This is a genomic window from Bradyrhizobium sp. Ken01, from assembly GCF_055807355.1.
The window spans coordinates 22,556-37,453 of sequence record NZ_JBVVPC010000062.1; the positions used below are offsets into that span (position 1 = coordinate 22,556).

General features: G+C 63.9%; 14 protein-coding genes and 1 pseudogene. 9 read left to right on the forward strand and 6 right to left on the reverse strand.

What is annotated here, in order from left to right; all coding sequences use genetic code 11:
- Positions 1-39: 39 nt before the first annotated feature.
- The 4 genes and pseudogenes from AC0L3S_RS35445 to AC0L3S_RS35460 all read left to right on the forward strand — a co-directional run bounded on the left by AC0L3S_RS35445 (position 40) and on the right by AC0L3S_RS35460 (position 3,969).
- Positions 40-1,008 carry an MBL fold metallo-hydrolase gene (locus tag AC0L3S_RS35445; protein ID WP_473284442.1) on the forward strand — a complete coding sequence of 323 codons (969 nt, stop codon included), beginning with the start codon at positions 40-42 and terminating at the stop codon, positions 1,006-1,008.
- A 50-nt stretch (positions 1,009-1,058) separates the two neighbouring features.
- Positions 1,059-2,061 (forward strand): annotated as a pseudogene (locus AC0L3S_RS35450) (alpha/beta fold hydrolase).
- Between the two features lie 21 nt (positions 2,062-2,082).
- A complete protein-coding gene (locus AC0L3S_RS35455) occupies positions 2,083-2,529 on the forward strand; it encodes a DUF6130 family protein (RefSeq protein ID WP_473264849.1) in 447 nt (148 codons plus the stop codon).
- 84 nt (positions 2,530-2,613) lie between these two features.
- A complete protein-coding gene (locus AC0L3S_RS35460) occupies positions 2,614-3,969 on the forward strand; it encodes an esterase-like activity of phytase family protein (RefSeq protein WP_473284444.1) in 1,356 nt (451 codons plus the stop codon).
- A gap of 158 nt (positions 3,970-4,127) precedes the next feature.
- On the opposite strand, the gene AC0L3S_RS35465 is transcribed toward AC0L3S_RS35460, so the two are convergent.
- Both AC0L3S_RS35465 and AC0L3S_RS35470 read right to left on the reverse strand, forming a co-directional pair.
- Positions 4,128-5,804 (reverse strand): mucoidy inhibitor MuiA family protein, encoded by a 1,677-nt coding sequence (locus AC0L3S_RS35465; protein WP_473284446.1) that lies wholly within the window; start codon positions 5,802-5,804, stop codon positions 4,128-4,130.
- 168 nt (positions 5,805-5,972) lie between these two features.
- The gene (locus AC0L3S_RS35470; protein WP_473284448.1) at positions 5,973-6,593 is read right to left on the reverse strand and encodes a response regulator transcription factor; all 621 of its coding nucleotides are present in this window, start codon (positions 6,591-6,593) and stop codon (positions 5,973-5,975) included.
- Between the two features lie 203 nt (positions 6,594-6,796).
- On the opposite strand from AC0L3S_RS35470, the gene AC0L3S_RS35475 reads away from it, so the two are divergent.
- Complete coding sequence (locus AC0L3S_RS35475) at positions 6,797-7,825, forward strand: AraC family transcriptional regulator (protein ID WP_473284450.1); 1,029 nt, start codon at positions 6,797-6,799, stop codon at positions 7,823-7,825.
- A gap of 2 nt (positions 7,826-7,827) precedes the next feature.
- Here AC0L3S_RS35475 and AC0L3S_RS35480 read toward each other — a convergent pair whose 3' ends face one another.
- A complete protein-coding gene (locus tag AC0L3S_RS35480) occupies positions 7,828-9,039 on the reverse strand; it encodes an NnrS family protein (RefSeq protein ID WP_473284452.1) in 1,212 nt (403 codons plus the stop codon).
- A gap of 128 nt (positions 9,040-9,167) precedes the next feature.
- Between AC0L3S_RS35480 and AC0L3S_RS35485 the strand changes: the two genes are divergently transcribed.
- Positions 9,168-9,878 (forward strand): Crp/Fnr family transcriptional regulator, encoded by a 711-nt coding sequence (locus tag AC0L3S_RS35485; RefSeq protein ID WP_473284454.1) that lies wholly within the window; start codon positions 9,168-9,170, stop codon positions 9,876-9,878.
- Between the two features lie 87 nt (positions 9,879-9,965).
- Here AC0L3S_RS35485 and AC0L3S_RS35490 read toward each other — a convergent pair whose 3' ends face one another.
- Both AC0L3S_RS35490 and hemN read right to left on the reverse strand, forming a co-directional pair.
- Complete coding sequence (locus tag AC0L3S_RS35490) at positions 9,966-10,163, reverse strand: DUF1858 domain-containing protein (protein ID WP_007596228.1); 198 nt, start codon at positions 10,161-10,163, stop codon at positions 9,966-9,968.
- A 188-nt stretch (positions 10,164-10,351) separates the two neighbouring features.
- Positions 10,352-11,704, reverse strand: a complete 1,353-nt coding sequence (gene hemN, locus AC0L3S_RS35495; protein ID WP_473284456.1) for an oxygen-independent coproporphyrinogen III oxidase — start codon at positions 11,702-11,704, stop codon at positions 10,352-10,354.
- 159 nt (positions 11,705-11,863) lie between these two features.
- On the opposite strand from hemN, the gene AC0L3S_RS35500 reads away from it, so the two are divergent.
- The 3 genes from AC0L3S_RS35500 to AC0L3S_RS35510 all read left to right on the forward strand — a co-directional run bounded on the left by AC0L3S_RS35500 (position 11,864) and on the right by AC0L3S_RS35510 (position 14,306).
- Complete coding sequence (locus AC0L3S_RS35500; RefSeq protein ID WP_473284459.1) at positions 11,864-12,070, forward strand: hypothetical protein; 207 nt, start codon at positions 11,864-11,866, stop codon at positions 12,068-12,070.
- A gap of 236 nt (positions 12,071-12,306) precedes the next feature.
- Complete coding sequence (gene nirK, locus AC0L3S_RS35505) at positions 12,307-13,404, forward strand: copper-containing nitrite reductase (protein ID WP_473264858.1); 1,098 nt, start codon at positions 12,307-12,309, stop codon at positions 13,402-13,404.
- A gap of 50 nt (positions 13,405-13,454) precedes the next feature.
- Positions 13,455-14,306: an SUMF1/EgtB/PvdO family nonheme iron enzyme gene (locus AC0L3S_RS35510; RefSeq protein ID WP_473284461.1), complete on the forward strand. Its 852-nt coding sequence runs from the start codon at positions 13,455-13,457 to the stop codon at positions 14,304-14,306.
- A 286-nt stretch (positions 14,307-14,592) separates the two neighbouring features.
- Here AC0L3S_RS35510 and AC0L3S_RS35515 read toward each other — a convergent pair.
- The coding region (locus AC0L3S_RS35515) for a CoA-transferase (RefSeq protein ID WP_473284463.1) at positions 14,593-14,898 on the reverse strand (306 nt) is incomplete at its 5' end.

Consider the following 14,898-nt stretch of genomic DNA (forward strand, 5'->3'; position numbering starts at 1 on the left):
TTGGCGCCGTCGATTGTCGCTCGAGAAAGCGAAAATTGCATGCGTTCGCCAAAGCTCCCATCGTTGTCCCGACGCGGTTTCTGCCTGTGTTGCGTCGGCGCCGCGACCGCCGCCGCTTCGGGATGGCTTAGCCCCAGGCAAGCCTACGCAGAGGCGCGAGGCATCGTCAGCCTGATCAAGGACAGCGCTGCAATATCGCCGATCGTCACGCACAAGCTCCGAAACAACATCACTGTGCTGGAAGGCTCCGGGGGCAACATTGCCGTGCTTACCGGGCCCGACGGCAAGGTCCTGATTGATGCGGGGATCCGCGTCTCACGCCCACAACTCACCAAAGCGCTGGCCGATCTGGGCGCCGATCCCGTCACCCATCTCGTCAACACTCACTGGCATTTCGATCACGCCGATGGCAACGAATGGCTGCATGCAGCCGGCGCCAAAATCATTGCGCAGGAAAACACCCGCAAACACCTTGCCGAAGTGCAGCGGGTCGAGGACTGGGACTACAATTTCCTTCCGCTCGGCGCGGGCGGAATCCCCAGCGAAGTCTTTGCCGACAACCGCGAACTTAAGCTCAACGGTACCTCGATCGGCCTGAAGTATTACGGACCCGCGCACACCGACAGCGATATCTCCGTCACCTTCGCAGAAGCCAACATCGTTCACGTCGCCGACATGTTCTGGAACGGCATCTATCCGTTCATCGACTATTCGACCGGCGGCAGCATCGACGGGATGATCGCTGCATGCGACGCCAATCTCGCGGCGATGGACAAGGACACGATCGTCATCGCCGGGCATGGCAAGCCGGTCGGCAACAAAGCCGAATTCCAGGCCTTTCGCGACATGCTCGTCGGGATCCGCGACAACGTTGCCCGGCTCAAGAAGCAGGGACGAACGCGGGATGAAACCGTTGCGGCCAAGCCGACCGCGGCCTTCGACGCGATATGGGGGCAATTCGTGATCGATCCCGGCTTCTTCACCCGGCTGGTCTACCAAGGCGTTTGAAAAACCCCTCGCGCCGTCGGCGAACTCATCGTTTTGAAAAGGACATTGACATGAAAACCGTAGAGGCCACACCCAAGCCATCGCTCCTCGATCGTCGCCGTCTCGTTCTTGGGTTATCCGGAGCGGCTGTCGCAGTTGCTTCGACGGCAGCATCCGCGAAGCCGGAGCGCGACGAACACACCGCCGGTGCCTATCCGGTCACCTATCATCGAACCAGGACCGTCGACGGGATCAAGATCTTCTATCGCGAGGCGGGTCCGAAGGACGCTCCCGTTGTGCTGTTACTGCACGGCTTCCCGACCTCCTCGCACATGTTCCGCAACCTGATCCCGGCACTGGCCGACAGGTACCACGTGATCGCTCCCGACTATCCTGGATATGGCCAGAGCGAGATGCCACCGCGCGCGACGTTCAAGTACACGTTCGACCGTTTCGGCGAGCTTGTCGGCGGCCTCCTCGACCAGCTCGGCGTCACCCGCTATGCGATGTACGTCATGGACTACGGCGCTCCCGTGGGCTGGCGCCTGGCGCTCAAGAATCCAGAGCGCATCAGCGGCCTGATCGTACAGAACGGCAACGCCTATGATGAAGGCCTGAAGGAGTTCTGGAATCCGATCAAGCAATACTGGGCCGACGGATCCGATACCAGCCGGCAGGCGCTGATGAAGCTGGTCACGCTGGAAACGACGAAATTCCAGTACACCGACGGCATGTCCGACATCAGCCGCATTTCACCCGACAACTGGGTGCAGGATCAGGCGCTGCTCGACCGTCCCGGCAACAGCGAAATCCAGATGGACCTGTTCTACGATTATCGGACCAATTTGCCGCTGTATCCCGCGGTGCAGGCCTACTTCCGCAAGCACAAGCCGCCGACACTGATCGTCTGGGGCAAGAACGATTTTATCTTCCCCGCCGATGGCCCATCCCTACAAACGCGACCTGCCCCAGGTGGAATTCCACCTCATCAACACCGGCCATTTCGCCCTCGAGGACAGGTTCGACGAAATGGTCCCGTTGATCCGCAACTTCCTCTCCCGCAAGATCGCCTGATCATCCCGGAAGGAAACGGACATGTATGCCGCTCTCGACTGCATGGCCGTTATGGCGGCCTCAACTCTGTTCGCAACAGCCGCCATCGCCCAAACCGCCAGAGACGCGCGCGGCCCATCGCCGCTGGTCGCAATCGAAAACGAGGCGCCTGCGCGGTTGATCGTCGATCCGCCGCTCGCCGAACAGTTGGCGCAGGGTCTCGTCTTCATCCAGTACAGCACGGAGAATCTCCGCGTCGTGCCGGTGTTCGGCAAGGGCGCGCTCGACGTATCGCCGCGCATCGGCCACGTCCATATCACGGTCGACGATGCGCCATGGCATTTTGTCGATGCCAGTGGCGAGACCGTGATCGTGGTCGGACTGAAGCCGGGCCCCCACAAGGTTCTGTTGGAGTTGGCCGATCCCACGCACCACGTGATCGACAGCAAGACCGTCAGCTTCGAGATTCCAACACCCTTAAAAAAATAGCCGTCGGCTGCGACGTTTGGCCCGGCTTCACAAAACTGCAATGCGCGGTCCGCATAAGACGTCCTCCGTTAACAGGAGACGCAGATGCGCGCGACTTTTCTTGGTACCGTCGCAACGATCATTCTCACCGCGAGCTCCGCGCTCGCGCAGAGCGAAGGCGAATTCCCAGCCAAGCTCGCCGGCCATGTGGTGATGCCGGCTGCCACGTTCATCGACGCGCCGGCTGACGCGCCCGCCGATCTCAAGACATCCGGCAAATACACCACCGGCAGGCGGGTCGACGCGCTCGGCACGGTGATGGGCAAGTCCTATGAGCGCGCGACCGGCGTGTCGCTGCCGTTCAAGGGCCAGCCGTTGCAGGGCCATTCCGGCATCAAGTCGATGGGCGACGGCACCTTCTGGGTCATCACCGACAACGGCATGGGCGCGCGCACCAATTCGCCGGACTCGATGCTGTACCTCAACCGCTACAAGATGGATTGGGCCGGCGGCAAGATCGAGCGGCTGGAGACCGTGTTCCTGCACGATCCCGACAGGCGCGTGCCATTCCGCATCGTGCATGAAGATACCGAGAAACGCTATCTCACCGGCTCCGACTTCGACACCGAAGGTTTTCAGATCATCGGCGACACCTTCTGGATCGGCGACGAGTTCGGCCCTTATATCCTGAAGGCCGACAAGACCGGCAAGATTCTCGGCCTGTTCGAGACGGTCGCCGACGGCAAGCCGGTGCGCTCGCCGGATCATTGGGCGGTGTCGACCCCAGGCGCCCCGGGCGCGACCTACACCAACGTCAACCTGCGACGCTCCAAGGGTTATGAGGGCTTCGCCTCCTCGAAAGACGGCAAATTCCTCTACGGCCTGCTCGAGGGCCCGCTGTGGGATGCCGACAAAAAAGACTGGGAGAAGGTCGACGGCAAGGAAGCCTCGCGCATCCTCGAATTCGACGTCGCCGCGGAAAAGTTCACGGGCCGCTACTGGCAATATGTGTTCGAGCAGAACGGCAACGCCATCGGCGACTTCAACATGATCGACCCGAGCGCCGGCCTGATCATCGAGCGCGACAACGGCGAAGGCACGCCCGACAAGGCCTGCCCGCAAGGCACCCGCGGCGAGAACTGCTTCCCTGACGTGGCCAAGTTCAAGCGCGTCTACAAGATCGAGCTCACCGACGCCAATGTCGGCAAGCCCGTGCGCAAGATCGGCTATATCGATCTGATGAAGATCAGGGATCCCGACAAGAAGGCGAAGAAGCCGCTCAATGACGGCGTCTACACCTTCCCGTTCTTCACCATCGAGAACGTCGATCGTGTCGACGAGACCCACATCATCGTCGGCAACGACAACAATCTGCCGTTCTCGTCCAGCCGCGATCCCAACAAGGCCGACGACAACGAGTTCATGCTGCTCGATGTCGCGGATTTTCTGAAGGCGAAGTGAGCCCTGCTCTCTCCTCTCCCTCTCCCCGTTCTTACGGGGAGAGGGTTGGGGTGAGGGGCTCGATCCATGAAGACGGTGAGCGTGCGACTCGCGGAGAGTCCCCCTCACCCGGCGCTTCGCGCCGACCTCTCCCGCACGCGGGGAGAGGCGAAGACTCCCTAGCCCGCCGGCACGATCACCATGCTCTTGTCCTTCGGCCAGCGAATGCGCCAGGCGAAATTGATGTCCTTGACCTCGCCTGGCTTGGCGTCGAACGACCATTCCAGCACGCCGCGCTTGTCGCGGATGTTGCTCGCGGTCGGCGGCGTGGTCGCAGGCAACATCTCGACGAGGATGTCCTCGCTCTCGCTGACAGGCAACTGATCCTCGATCGCGACCTTGATCGGGAAGTCGTGACCGTTGCGGATTGTGGTCTTGAACGATCGCTCGTCGGTCTTCGACGTCGTCACCAGGAGACCGGCCGACCCTTCGTTGCGCTTGAGCACGGCGCGCTCGATCCGGACCTTGTCGTCGGCGCCGAAGCCGAGCCGCACGATATCGTCCTTGGCCGAAGCCGAGAGCTTGCCGCGGCCGACGAAGGTTCCATCGCGATAGATTGCGACCTTGCCCGGCAGCAGACTCGTGTCGTCGGTCTGCTTGAAGCTGGCTTCGAGGAAGGCGGTGGGGTCCATCACCGGTGACGCGCGCACCATGAGATCGGCGGGCACGGTCATCGAGGCGATGCGAAGGCTCTTGGCGCCCTCGGCGGCGCCAAGGCTGACACGGCCGGGAATTTTGTAGGTGGCCTGGAAATCGCCGATTTCGGCAACGGCCTGCTGTTCTTCGGCGCGTTCGCGGATATCGTCGGCCGCCTTGGCCGCGGACGTTTCCATCTTTCGCTGCTGCATTGGCGCCGCCGCAGGCATTGCCGAATCCGAGAGCGAACCCAGCGCCCGCGGCCTCGGCACTTGCGGATACTGCGCGACCAGCGAATTCAGCTCCGGCGCGCTGCCGCCGCGGCCGATGCGGACCGTGGACACGCCGAGCGTGACGTTGGACCAGTCCTCGCCGGTCGATTGCGTGACTTCGGCACGGCGGACAAGCTCGAGCTGCGGCTTGCGGTCCTTCGCACCGGTGTCGAGGCGGGCGTCGTAGAGCGGTAGCCAGCGCGCATTGCGCACATTGTAGGTGACCTTCAACGCCGCCTTGGTTGCTGCCGGCGCGGCGATGTCCATGCGGACTTCGAGCTTGCTCGGCGGCTTGGCCTTGCGCTCGACTTCGAGCTGGACGATCTGCCGATCGATCTCGCGCATCTTGCGCGTGGCGTCGCGAACGGCGGTATCGGCGCTCGCAATTTCCTCGCCGACGGTGGCAAAGGCCGTGCGCCATTCGGAAATCGGCCGCGCTTCGCCCTTGTCGCCGATGCCCGCGGGGGACGCTTCCGCAAAATGCTCCGCGAATTTGCGCCGCGCATTGGCCGAGTCGATCGCGCCTTGCAGGTCGGCGCGCTGGTCGTTCAGCGCCTCGATGCGCTTGTCCAGCTCCGGCAAATTGACCGGCGCCGCACGCGGCGTTCGCGCATCGATCGTGCCGATGGTGAGCTTCGCTCCCCCCTCACCCTCCACCCGGATCGAGGAGGTGTCGAGACCAAGCGGGAAGTCCTTGGCAATGAGCGTCGAGTCACCAGACGGCAGGTCCACCGCGATCACGCGGGTGACGGTGGCGCCATCGGGGTAAACGGTGACGGTATCGATGGCCGATGTGGCGTCCAATTCGGCGGCCCATGACGACGACGCGAATGCCGTGGTCACCAGAACCAGGCTCGTCGTTGCCAAACATTTTGCGGTGATGCGCATCAAGTCCCTCCTCCAAGTCATCGCCGCCGCCAGCCGGACGCGCGATCCAATGCCTCGCCAACACAGTTGGACGCGGCAGGGAAGGAACTGGTTCGATTAGGGTTTCCGTGGGGCGCCGCCGCGGCCGCAGCAAGGCCCGGAACGTGTCGGCGGCCCGCGACGGAGCCCTTAGTCCTGAGCGGGCGAACCCTGCCCGAAGATGCGGCGAAGCAGGTCTGTCACGTTCTTGGCGCCAGCCTTCTTCAGGATGCCGGCGCGATAGCCCTCGACCGTCCGTGCGCTCAGATGCATGCGCCGGGCGATCTCCTTGTTGGTCAGGCCGGCGGCGAGATGCTCGAGCACGTCGCTTTCGCGCGCGGTCAGGGGTTCGCAGCCGGGGAGCCAGCGCTGCCGGCTGGAGCCGGGCTGTGCAAACTCGTCGATGGCGGCATCGATCCGGTCGACGATGTCGCGGGTGCGGAACGGCTTCTCGATGAAGTCGGCCGCGCCGCTCCTGATCGCATCGACCGCCATGGCGATGCTGCCGTTTGTCGCGGTCACCAGCACCGGCGCCATGCAGTTTTCCTCGCGCAGGCGCTTGAGCACGTCGAGCCCGGAGCGATCGGGCGGCATCTCCAGCAGCACGCAGGCCGGCATCCGCGCCTTGGCCTCCGACAGCAGAGACGCGCCGTCGGCAAAGCAGATCACGTTGTATGCGCTCTGTTGGAGCGCGGTGGACAATTGTTCGCGGGAGGCGGCATCGGTGTCGATGACGAATACCTCACCCTTGGAAAGCATGTTCCCCGGCATAATTCCGATCCAGCAATGTCTTTGGTCAAATGGTCCGAGACGGCAGCGGGGCCTCGTCGCGCCGCGCCGTCATATGCACGGCATTCACGCCCGTGCTTCGGTTTCACTTATGTATGTTCCACCCGGTTCCCGGATTTGACGGATCGGGACATAAACTTTACATTTCGGGACATCTGCGGGAATGGCTGGCAGGACCGGTTCGCATGACCGACCTCATTCGCAGCGCGGGCTTGAGCTATTACCCGGAGATCGCCCGGTCGGTCGGGCTCGACCCCAGACAGATGATGCGCAAGGTGAGGCTGCCGCTGGCCTGCCTCGACAAGCCCGATACGCCCATTGCCGTCACTGGCCTGCGACGTCTGCTCGAATTGTCGGCGGAGGCGTCCGGAGCCGAGGATTTCGGCTTGCGGCTTGCCGAGCGCGGCGGGCTGACCAATTTCGGCGCGGTCGGCCTGATCGTGCGCGAACAGGCGACCGTTGGTGAAGCGATTGAAGCCTTCTCGCGCTTCATCCCGATCCATCACGACGGCATGAAGCTGGACGTCACCCGCAACAAGCAGACAGTGACTGTCACGCTGCACCTGCGCGGCCGGCAGCCGACCGCCCCGCGCCAGTCGATCGACATGGCGCTCGGCAGCGTCCACCGCATCATCCAGTCGCTGTTCGGCAGCGATTGGCGGCCGCAGGAAGTGCACCTGCATTATCCTCCGCCGCACGACCGCAAGCGCTACCGCGAGTTCTACGGCTGCCGTGTGACCTTCAACGCGGAGGACGATTCGATCCTGTTGTCGGCACACGACATGGAGCGCCGGATCCCGAGCGCGCATCCGCTGATCGCGAGCTATCTGCGCAAGCGGATCGAGGCGATCGAGACGCGGCCGGCAAGCTGGGAGGAGAAGGTCGACGAGGTCGTGCGTCTCCTGCTCGCCGGCGGCGACTGCACGGTCGAGCGCGTCGCCGAGCATCTCGCCTGCACCCGCCGCACCATCCACCGCCACCTCGCCGAAGCCGGCACCAGCTTCTCGGCGATTCTCGACGCCCAGCGCGCCGATCTCGTGGTCCAGCTGATCGACGATCCCGGCCGGCCGCTGGCCGACATCGCCGTGCAGCTCGGCTTCTCCGCGCAGAGCGCCATGGCCCGCTGGTTCCGCAGCCATTTCGGCTGCACCATCACCGGATGGCGCAAAGGCATCCGGCCATTGGAATCACCGACCGTGGCGACCGCGGCTTGAATTCAGCGTGCCGGGACGGGCACGCCCATGATGGCGAGGGCGCGGCGACGGCTGCCGGCGAGCAGCGGCCCGAACGCGAGGGCAAAGCCGAGGAACGCAACGATCCAGCCGCAGGCCGCAATATGCAGCAACGCGTCGCTTTGCGCAGGCCAAACCACCGCCGCGACCCGCGCCAGCGCCGCCACGATGATCGCACCGTAAATGGCTTGTGTCGCCGGCGAAGCCGTCAGCACCTGTCCGGTATGGCCGAGACTCGCACGGGTCATCACCGCGAGCGTCATGGTTCCGGCCGCACCCGCCATCCAGGCGTGGATGCCCGCGCTCGGCGGCAATGCGCCGAAGACGGCAAAAGCATGCAGGAGGAAGCCGAACGGCACGAAGACATAGCCGACATGGAGAATCAAGAGCAGCCGCTCGCGGAAGGTGCGGTCACCGGCCCAGCGCGCAAGCCGCACCAGGTGTAGGCCGCCGACGAGCGCCATCACCGCGCCGGTGAGGGTGCTCAACGGTGCGACGATCCATGAGACGAGCGCTAGCGCGCTGCACCCGATCACCACACCGTCAAAACGCCCGAACGGCACCGGAAGGCGGCCAGGGTTGAACTTGACCAGCCAGTTGCGGGTGAAGCTCGGGATGATGCGGCCGCCGATCAGCGAGATCATCACAACGACCACGCCGATGCCGACGCGGATGCTGACATCGGCCCCACCCGCATAATGCGCTTCGAGATGGAAGGCGACATTGCCGGCGAGCAGCACCAGCACCAGCACTACGACGGGCAGGTTGCGCCAGTTGCCGCCGGCGATGATCTCGCGCGTTGCAGCAGCGACGACCAGCGTCAGGAAGGCGGCATCGACGGCAAGCGCGAACGCCCAGCCGATGTCGGCAGACAGCGTCACCGCGACCCGGCCGGCGATCCAGACCGCAAGCAGCGCGCCCAGAGACGTCCCCTGGATCGGCAGCCGCCCGGTCCAGTTCGGGATCGCCGTGAACAGGAATCCCGTGATCACCGCCGGCAGGAAGCCGTAGAGCATCTCGTGGACGTGCCAGTCGCGCGGCGCGAAAGCGGACGTCACCGACAATTCGCCGTAGAACATCGGCAGCCAGGCCAGGATCGAAAGCCCTGCCTGGATGGCGGCGAGCAGGAAAAAGGGCCGAAAGCTGTTCGCAAACAGCGGCCAGCCCTCAAAGTTGCGGGATCGGGCGCCAGCCATGGGTCAACTCCAGTCGATTCAAATCGTCGTCTGGAAAAATACTGCCGTCCTGCCGGCTCGTTTTTGAGCTAGCGCAAACACCCTGACGATTGCAGGTGTCATCACACTTCCAGCGCCAAGGAGGCAGAATGGCCAAGGTCGACACATCGCTGGTTGCGCATTTGCCGCTGTTTGGAGGCGTCAAACCGGAGAACCTCGAGGAGATCCTGCGCGAGGCCCGCTCAGTGCGCTATCCCAAGAACAGCGCCATTTTCGAGCAGGGCGCGGACGCGCAATCCTTCTTCCTGCTGCTGCACGGCCATGTGCGCGCGGCCAAGACCACACCGACCGGCGAGCAGATCGTGGTGCGCTACGTCGCGCCGGGCGAGACGTTCGGTCTCGCGATGGCGATCGGCGCCGCGCGCTATCCGGCCACGGCGATCGCGGTCGACGACAGCGTCGCACTGATCTGGCCGACTTCGGCCTGGCCGCGGCTGGTCGAGCGATTTCCCTCGCTTGCCGCCAACACGCTCCAGACCGTCGGCACACGGCTCCAGGAGAGCCACACCCGGATCCTGGAAATGTCGACCCAGCAGGTCGAGCAGCGCGTCGCTCATGCGCTGCTGCGCCTCGCCAAACAATCCGGCAAGAAGCTCGACCACGGCATCGAGATCGATTTCCCGATCAGCCGCCAGGACATCGCACAGATGACCGGCACCACGCTGCATACCGTGAGCCGAATCCTGAGCGGCTGGGAACAGCAGGGGCTGGTCGAAAGCGGCCGTCAGCGCATCATCCTGCGCGATCCCCATGGGATCGTCGTGCTGGCGGAGCGGAGCCCCGACAGCGGCGCGGCATAGGGCTAGTGGTGAGGGTCGCTTCCGCTTACGGCGAAAGCGCCCCTCACCCGGGAATCCGCGCGCGGCCCGCGCGAATTCCAGACCGGTTCACGCCGGCACGCGGTCGCACAGCGCGGCGAGGAATTTGTCGCGATCGATGCCATGCTCGCGGCAGGCGTCATCGACCGTGTGGAAGGTTGCGATCGGACAGCCCACGCAAGCCATCCTGAAGGCGAGAAACACGCGGATCGTGTGCGGCGCCGTGCGCATGATGTCATCGACCAGATCGTCGGATCCAAAAGGCATGGACAACAACTCCGTTCCGAAACCACGTTAGAGGAGCGGGCGGCGGTTTCTTTGTTGGAGCGCAAGCTACCTTGTCATTCCGGGGCGCGCGAAGCACAAGCCCGGAATCCATCGTACAGCAAGCCAAGAGGTGAAATGGATTCCGGGCTCGCGCCAAGGGGCGCGCCCCGGAATGACGGAAAGAGAGACTACACTGCCCGGCTATGCAGCTGCTTCGCCGGATCCAGATGCGCGTCGAATGCGGCCGCGACGCTGCGCACGAGAAAGCGCGAATCCTTGGCGACTGCGAGGCAGTCGCCGTCCAGTCTCACGACGCCGTCGGAAATCAGCGGCTTCAGACGCGACGCAGATTTCAGCATTGCCCCGGCCTCTGCGCCATGACGCGCGCAGATGTCGCCGAGATCGGCGCTGAACTCGCACATGATGCGTTCGATGATGTCGGCGCGCAGCCGGTCGTCGTCGGTGAGCCCATAGCCTTTCGCGGTGGCCAAATGACCAGCGCCGATGCTCTGCGCATAGGCGCCGATCTGCACCTCGTTCTGGACATAGCCCTGCGGCAGATGTCCGATCGCGCTTGCGCCGAAGCCGAGCAGAACTTCGCCCTTGTCGGTGGTGTAGCCCTGAAAATTGCGCCGCAGCGTGCGTTGCTCGAAGGCCACAGCCATGGAATCGCCGGGTCGCGCGAAATGATCGAGCCCGATCTGCACGTAACCGGCCTCCTTCAACGCATTGGCAATCGCGCAGGCCTGGTTGTGGCGCGCAAGGCCGTCGGGCAGCACGGCCTCGTCGATCATGCGCTGGTGCTTCTTGAAAGCAGGCACATGCGCGTAGCCGAACACCGAGAAGCGGTCGGGCCCAAGCTCGAGCGAACGTCGTACCGTATCCAGGCACGAGGCAACGGTCTGGTGCGGCAGTCCGTAGATCAGATCGAAATTGATCCCGTTGACGCCGGCGCGCTGGAGCATGTCGACGACGGAAGCCGTCTGCTCAAAACTCTGCACTCGGTTGATCGCGCGCTGCACGACCGGGTCGAAGCTCTGCACGCCCAGGCTCGCGCGATTGACCCCGGAGAGCCGCATGGCCTCGACCATGTCGGCCGTCAGCGTGCGGGGATCGATCTCGACCGCAATCTCGGCCGACGGCAGCACGAAGAACGATTGCCGCATCGCCGCCATCAACTCGGCAAAAGCCTCCGGCGCCATGATCGTCGGCGTACCGCCGCCGAAATGGATGTGCTCGACCTTGATACGCCGGCCGATCGTCTCGGACACCTGCGCGATCTCGCTGCGCAGCGTACGCAGATAGGCCGCGATGAGACCGTCTCGACGAACGATCTGGGTATGGCAGCCGCAATACCAGCACATCTCGCGGCAGAACGGCACGTGCAAATAAAGCGACGCGCTGGCCGCCGCCGGGAGCTCCGCCAGCCACCGGGCGTAGGCAGCCGCGCCGATCGCCGGCGAGAAATGAGGTGCGGTCGGGTAGCTCGTGTAGCGCGGCAGTCGTTCCTCGCCGTAGCTCGCCGCAAGATCGGCCCTCATATCTTACCCATTCGTCAATCAATGCTGCGCAGCGGGGCGGCGCATCCCGGATGGCACGAAATTACCCGTTTTCGGGTGCGCTACCTTGCGCTCGCTCAAAGTCCGAGCACGGGATCGGAGCCATGGTGATATTTGATTGTTGCCCTCTGGAGACAGGTTATGGCGTCGTTCGCGCTCGATCTCGTTCTGTGGCTCACCGGTGTTCGCGGCCATATCCCGCGCTTTGACGATTTTCGTCCCGTCCCCTCCACGCCCACCGTTGGCGCCAGCCACCTGGTACGCGTAATGGTCATCACGGCCGCCGTTCTCGCCGCGCTGTCGCTCGCGGTTTGGGGCACGGTCTGGGTTGCGATCCAGTTGCTCTAGTCGACAACAATCCATTCACAATAAACGCAATTGAACATGCGAACGATTTGCGGCCGAGGCGGCTGACGTCGGGCGCCATCGCGTCTTTGGTATCGCCGATGCGATCTACGACAAGCTCCTAAGGATTCTACCGGAGGCGAATACGGCAAAAGCTTGTCGCAGCGCAAACACGGTTGCCGGGATCGGCGCACACTGCATTCCGTCATCAAGACCATTTCAGATGAAGGATGCTTCCGATGTTCACCCGCCGAGCCGCATTGATCAGCGCCGCCGCCACCGCCCTGATGCTGGCGACACCCGCCTTGGCTGCCGACGATCTCAAACTGCCGCGCCAGAAGGTCGAGCTGGTCGCTCCGCCGCTCGTGCATGCGCATGAGCAAGCGACCAAGCAGGGCCCCAAGATCGTGGAGTTCACGCTCACGATCGAGGAGAAGAAGGTCGTCATCGACGAGAAGGGCACCACCTTCCAGGCGATGACCTTCAACGGCTCGATGCCGGGTCCGATGATGGTCGTGCACGAGGGCGACTACGTCGAAACGACGCTGGTCAATCCCGCAACCAACTCCATGCCGCATAACATCGACTTCCATTCCGCGACCGGCGCACTCGGCGGCGGCGCGCTCACGCTGGTCAATCCCGGCGAGCAGGTCGTCTTGCGCTGGAAGGCGACCAAGACCGGCGTGTTCGTCTACCATTGCGCACCGGGCGGCCCGATGATCCCCTGGCACGTCGTCTCCGGCATGAACGGCGCCGTGATGGTGCTGCCGCGTGACGGCCTCAACGATGGCAAGGGCCACGCACTGAAATACGACAAGGTCTATTATGTCGGCGAGCAGGACATGTACGTGCCGCGCGACGACAAGGGCAATTTCAAATCCTATGAATCGCCGGGCGAAGCCTTCACCGACACCGAAGAGGTGATGAAGAAGCTGATCCCCTCCCATGTGGTGTTCAACGGCAAGGTCGGCGCGCTCACCGGCAAGAATGCGCTCACCGCCAATGTCGGCGAGAACGTGCTGATCGTGCATTCGCAGGCCAATCGCGACAGCCGTCCGCATCTGATCGGCGGCCATGGCGACTATGTCTGGGAGACCGGCAAGTTCTCCAACGCGCCGGAGACCGGGCTCGAGACCTGGTTCATCCGCGGTGGCTCGGCGGGAGCTGCGCTGTACAAGTTCATGCAGCCCGGCATTTACGCCTATGTCACGCACAATCTGATCGAGGCCGCCGACCTCGGCGCCACCGCGCACTTCAAGGTCGAAGGCAAATGGAACGACGATCTGATGACGCAGGTGAAGGCCCCTGCCGATATCCCCGCCCCCAATACCAACTAGACGCGACGAGGGGCCGGTGATGACCGGCCCCTTTTCCTTGGGGAACGACCATGCTGATCGCATTCAAGCTGAAACTACTGCTCGCCTGCGCCGCCGGGCTCGCGGGGCCGATCGCGGTAGCGCCGCTGGTGTCGGACATCGGGACCCACGACACGGCGGCGGAGCCTGCCATCGTCAGGGTCGCGCCAGGCAGCCTGTCCTATCGCGAGGCCGGCGATTTCACGCGTGCCGGGCAGCAGGCGGAAGCGCCGCTGCGCGCGATGCGCTTCGAGAGGCCGCTGCACATCATGCGGCATCAGGTCTCGTCATCCGACTATCAGATTTGCGTGCAGGAGGGAGCTTGCCGCGCGCTTGATCGCGGCGTGGCAATCGCCTCCGATCGACCCGCGGTGCAGGTGAGCTGGCATGATGCCGAGGCTTATGCGGGTTGGCTCTCGCGCAAGACCCGTCACAACTACCGCCTGCCAAGCGACGCGGAATGGGCCTTTGCGGCCGGTTCCAGATTCAGGGATGACGGCCTTCCGGTGGACGCAGCAGATCCATCGAAGCGCTGGATCGGCCGCTACGAGCGTGAGTCCGAACGCGACCTCTTCGACACGACAGCCTATCCGTTCGGCAAGTTCGGTGTGAACGAGCACGGCATTCAAGATCTCGCCGGCAACGTCTGGGAGTGGACCTCGACCTGCTTCGTGCGCTCGCGCACCGACGTGGCCGGCAACACCGGCAAACCGACCGTGAACTGCGGCGTGCGTATCGCCGAAGGTGCGCACCGCGCCTATGTCACGGATTTCATCCGCGACGCCCGCGCCGGCGGCTGCGCGCAAGGCGTGCCGCCCGCCAATCTCGGCTTCCGCCTGGTGCGCGAGGAGCCGTCGTGGGTCGCAAGCGTGTCGGCGCGGTAGAGTCGGGCATGGTCGGTTAAGTCGTGATGCGATTGAGGTGGCAATGTGCCCGCTGCCTCCACAATGTCGTCCTGGCGAAAGCCTGGACCCATAGCCACCAAGCAAAGTTTGGCGAAGACTCCCGTTGACAGCCCATGGGACTATCGCCGACCGCGATCGATAGACCTCGCGGTATGGGTCCTGGCCTTCGCCAGGACGACACCGAAGATGTGGTCACGGCGGCGCCAAGCTGAAACGAAAATGGCCGGAGCGAAGCCCCGGCCATTTCGCGATATTTGCAACCGCCTTACGTGTTCTTCAGTGCGACGCGGAATTCGGCTTCGGTCTTGGCCTTGACCTCGTCGAGCGAGACGCCGTCGGCGAGCTCGATCAGCGCCATGCCGCCGCTACCGTGCTTGTCGATGGTGAAGACGGCCAGGTCGGTCACGACCATGTCGACCACGCGCTCGCCGGTCAGCGGCAGATTGCACTGCTTCAGGAGCTTTGGACCGTCCTTGGCCGAATGCTCCATCACAACGACCACGCGCTTGACGCCGGCGACGAGATCCATCGCGCCGCCCATGCCCTTGACCATCTTGCCGGGGATCATCCA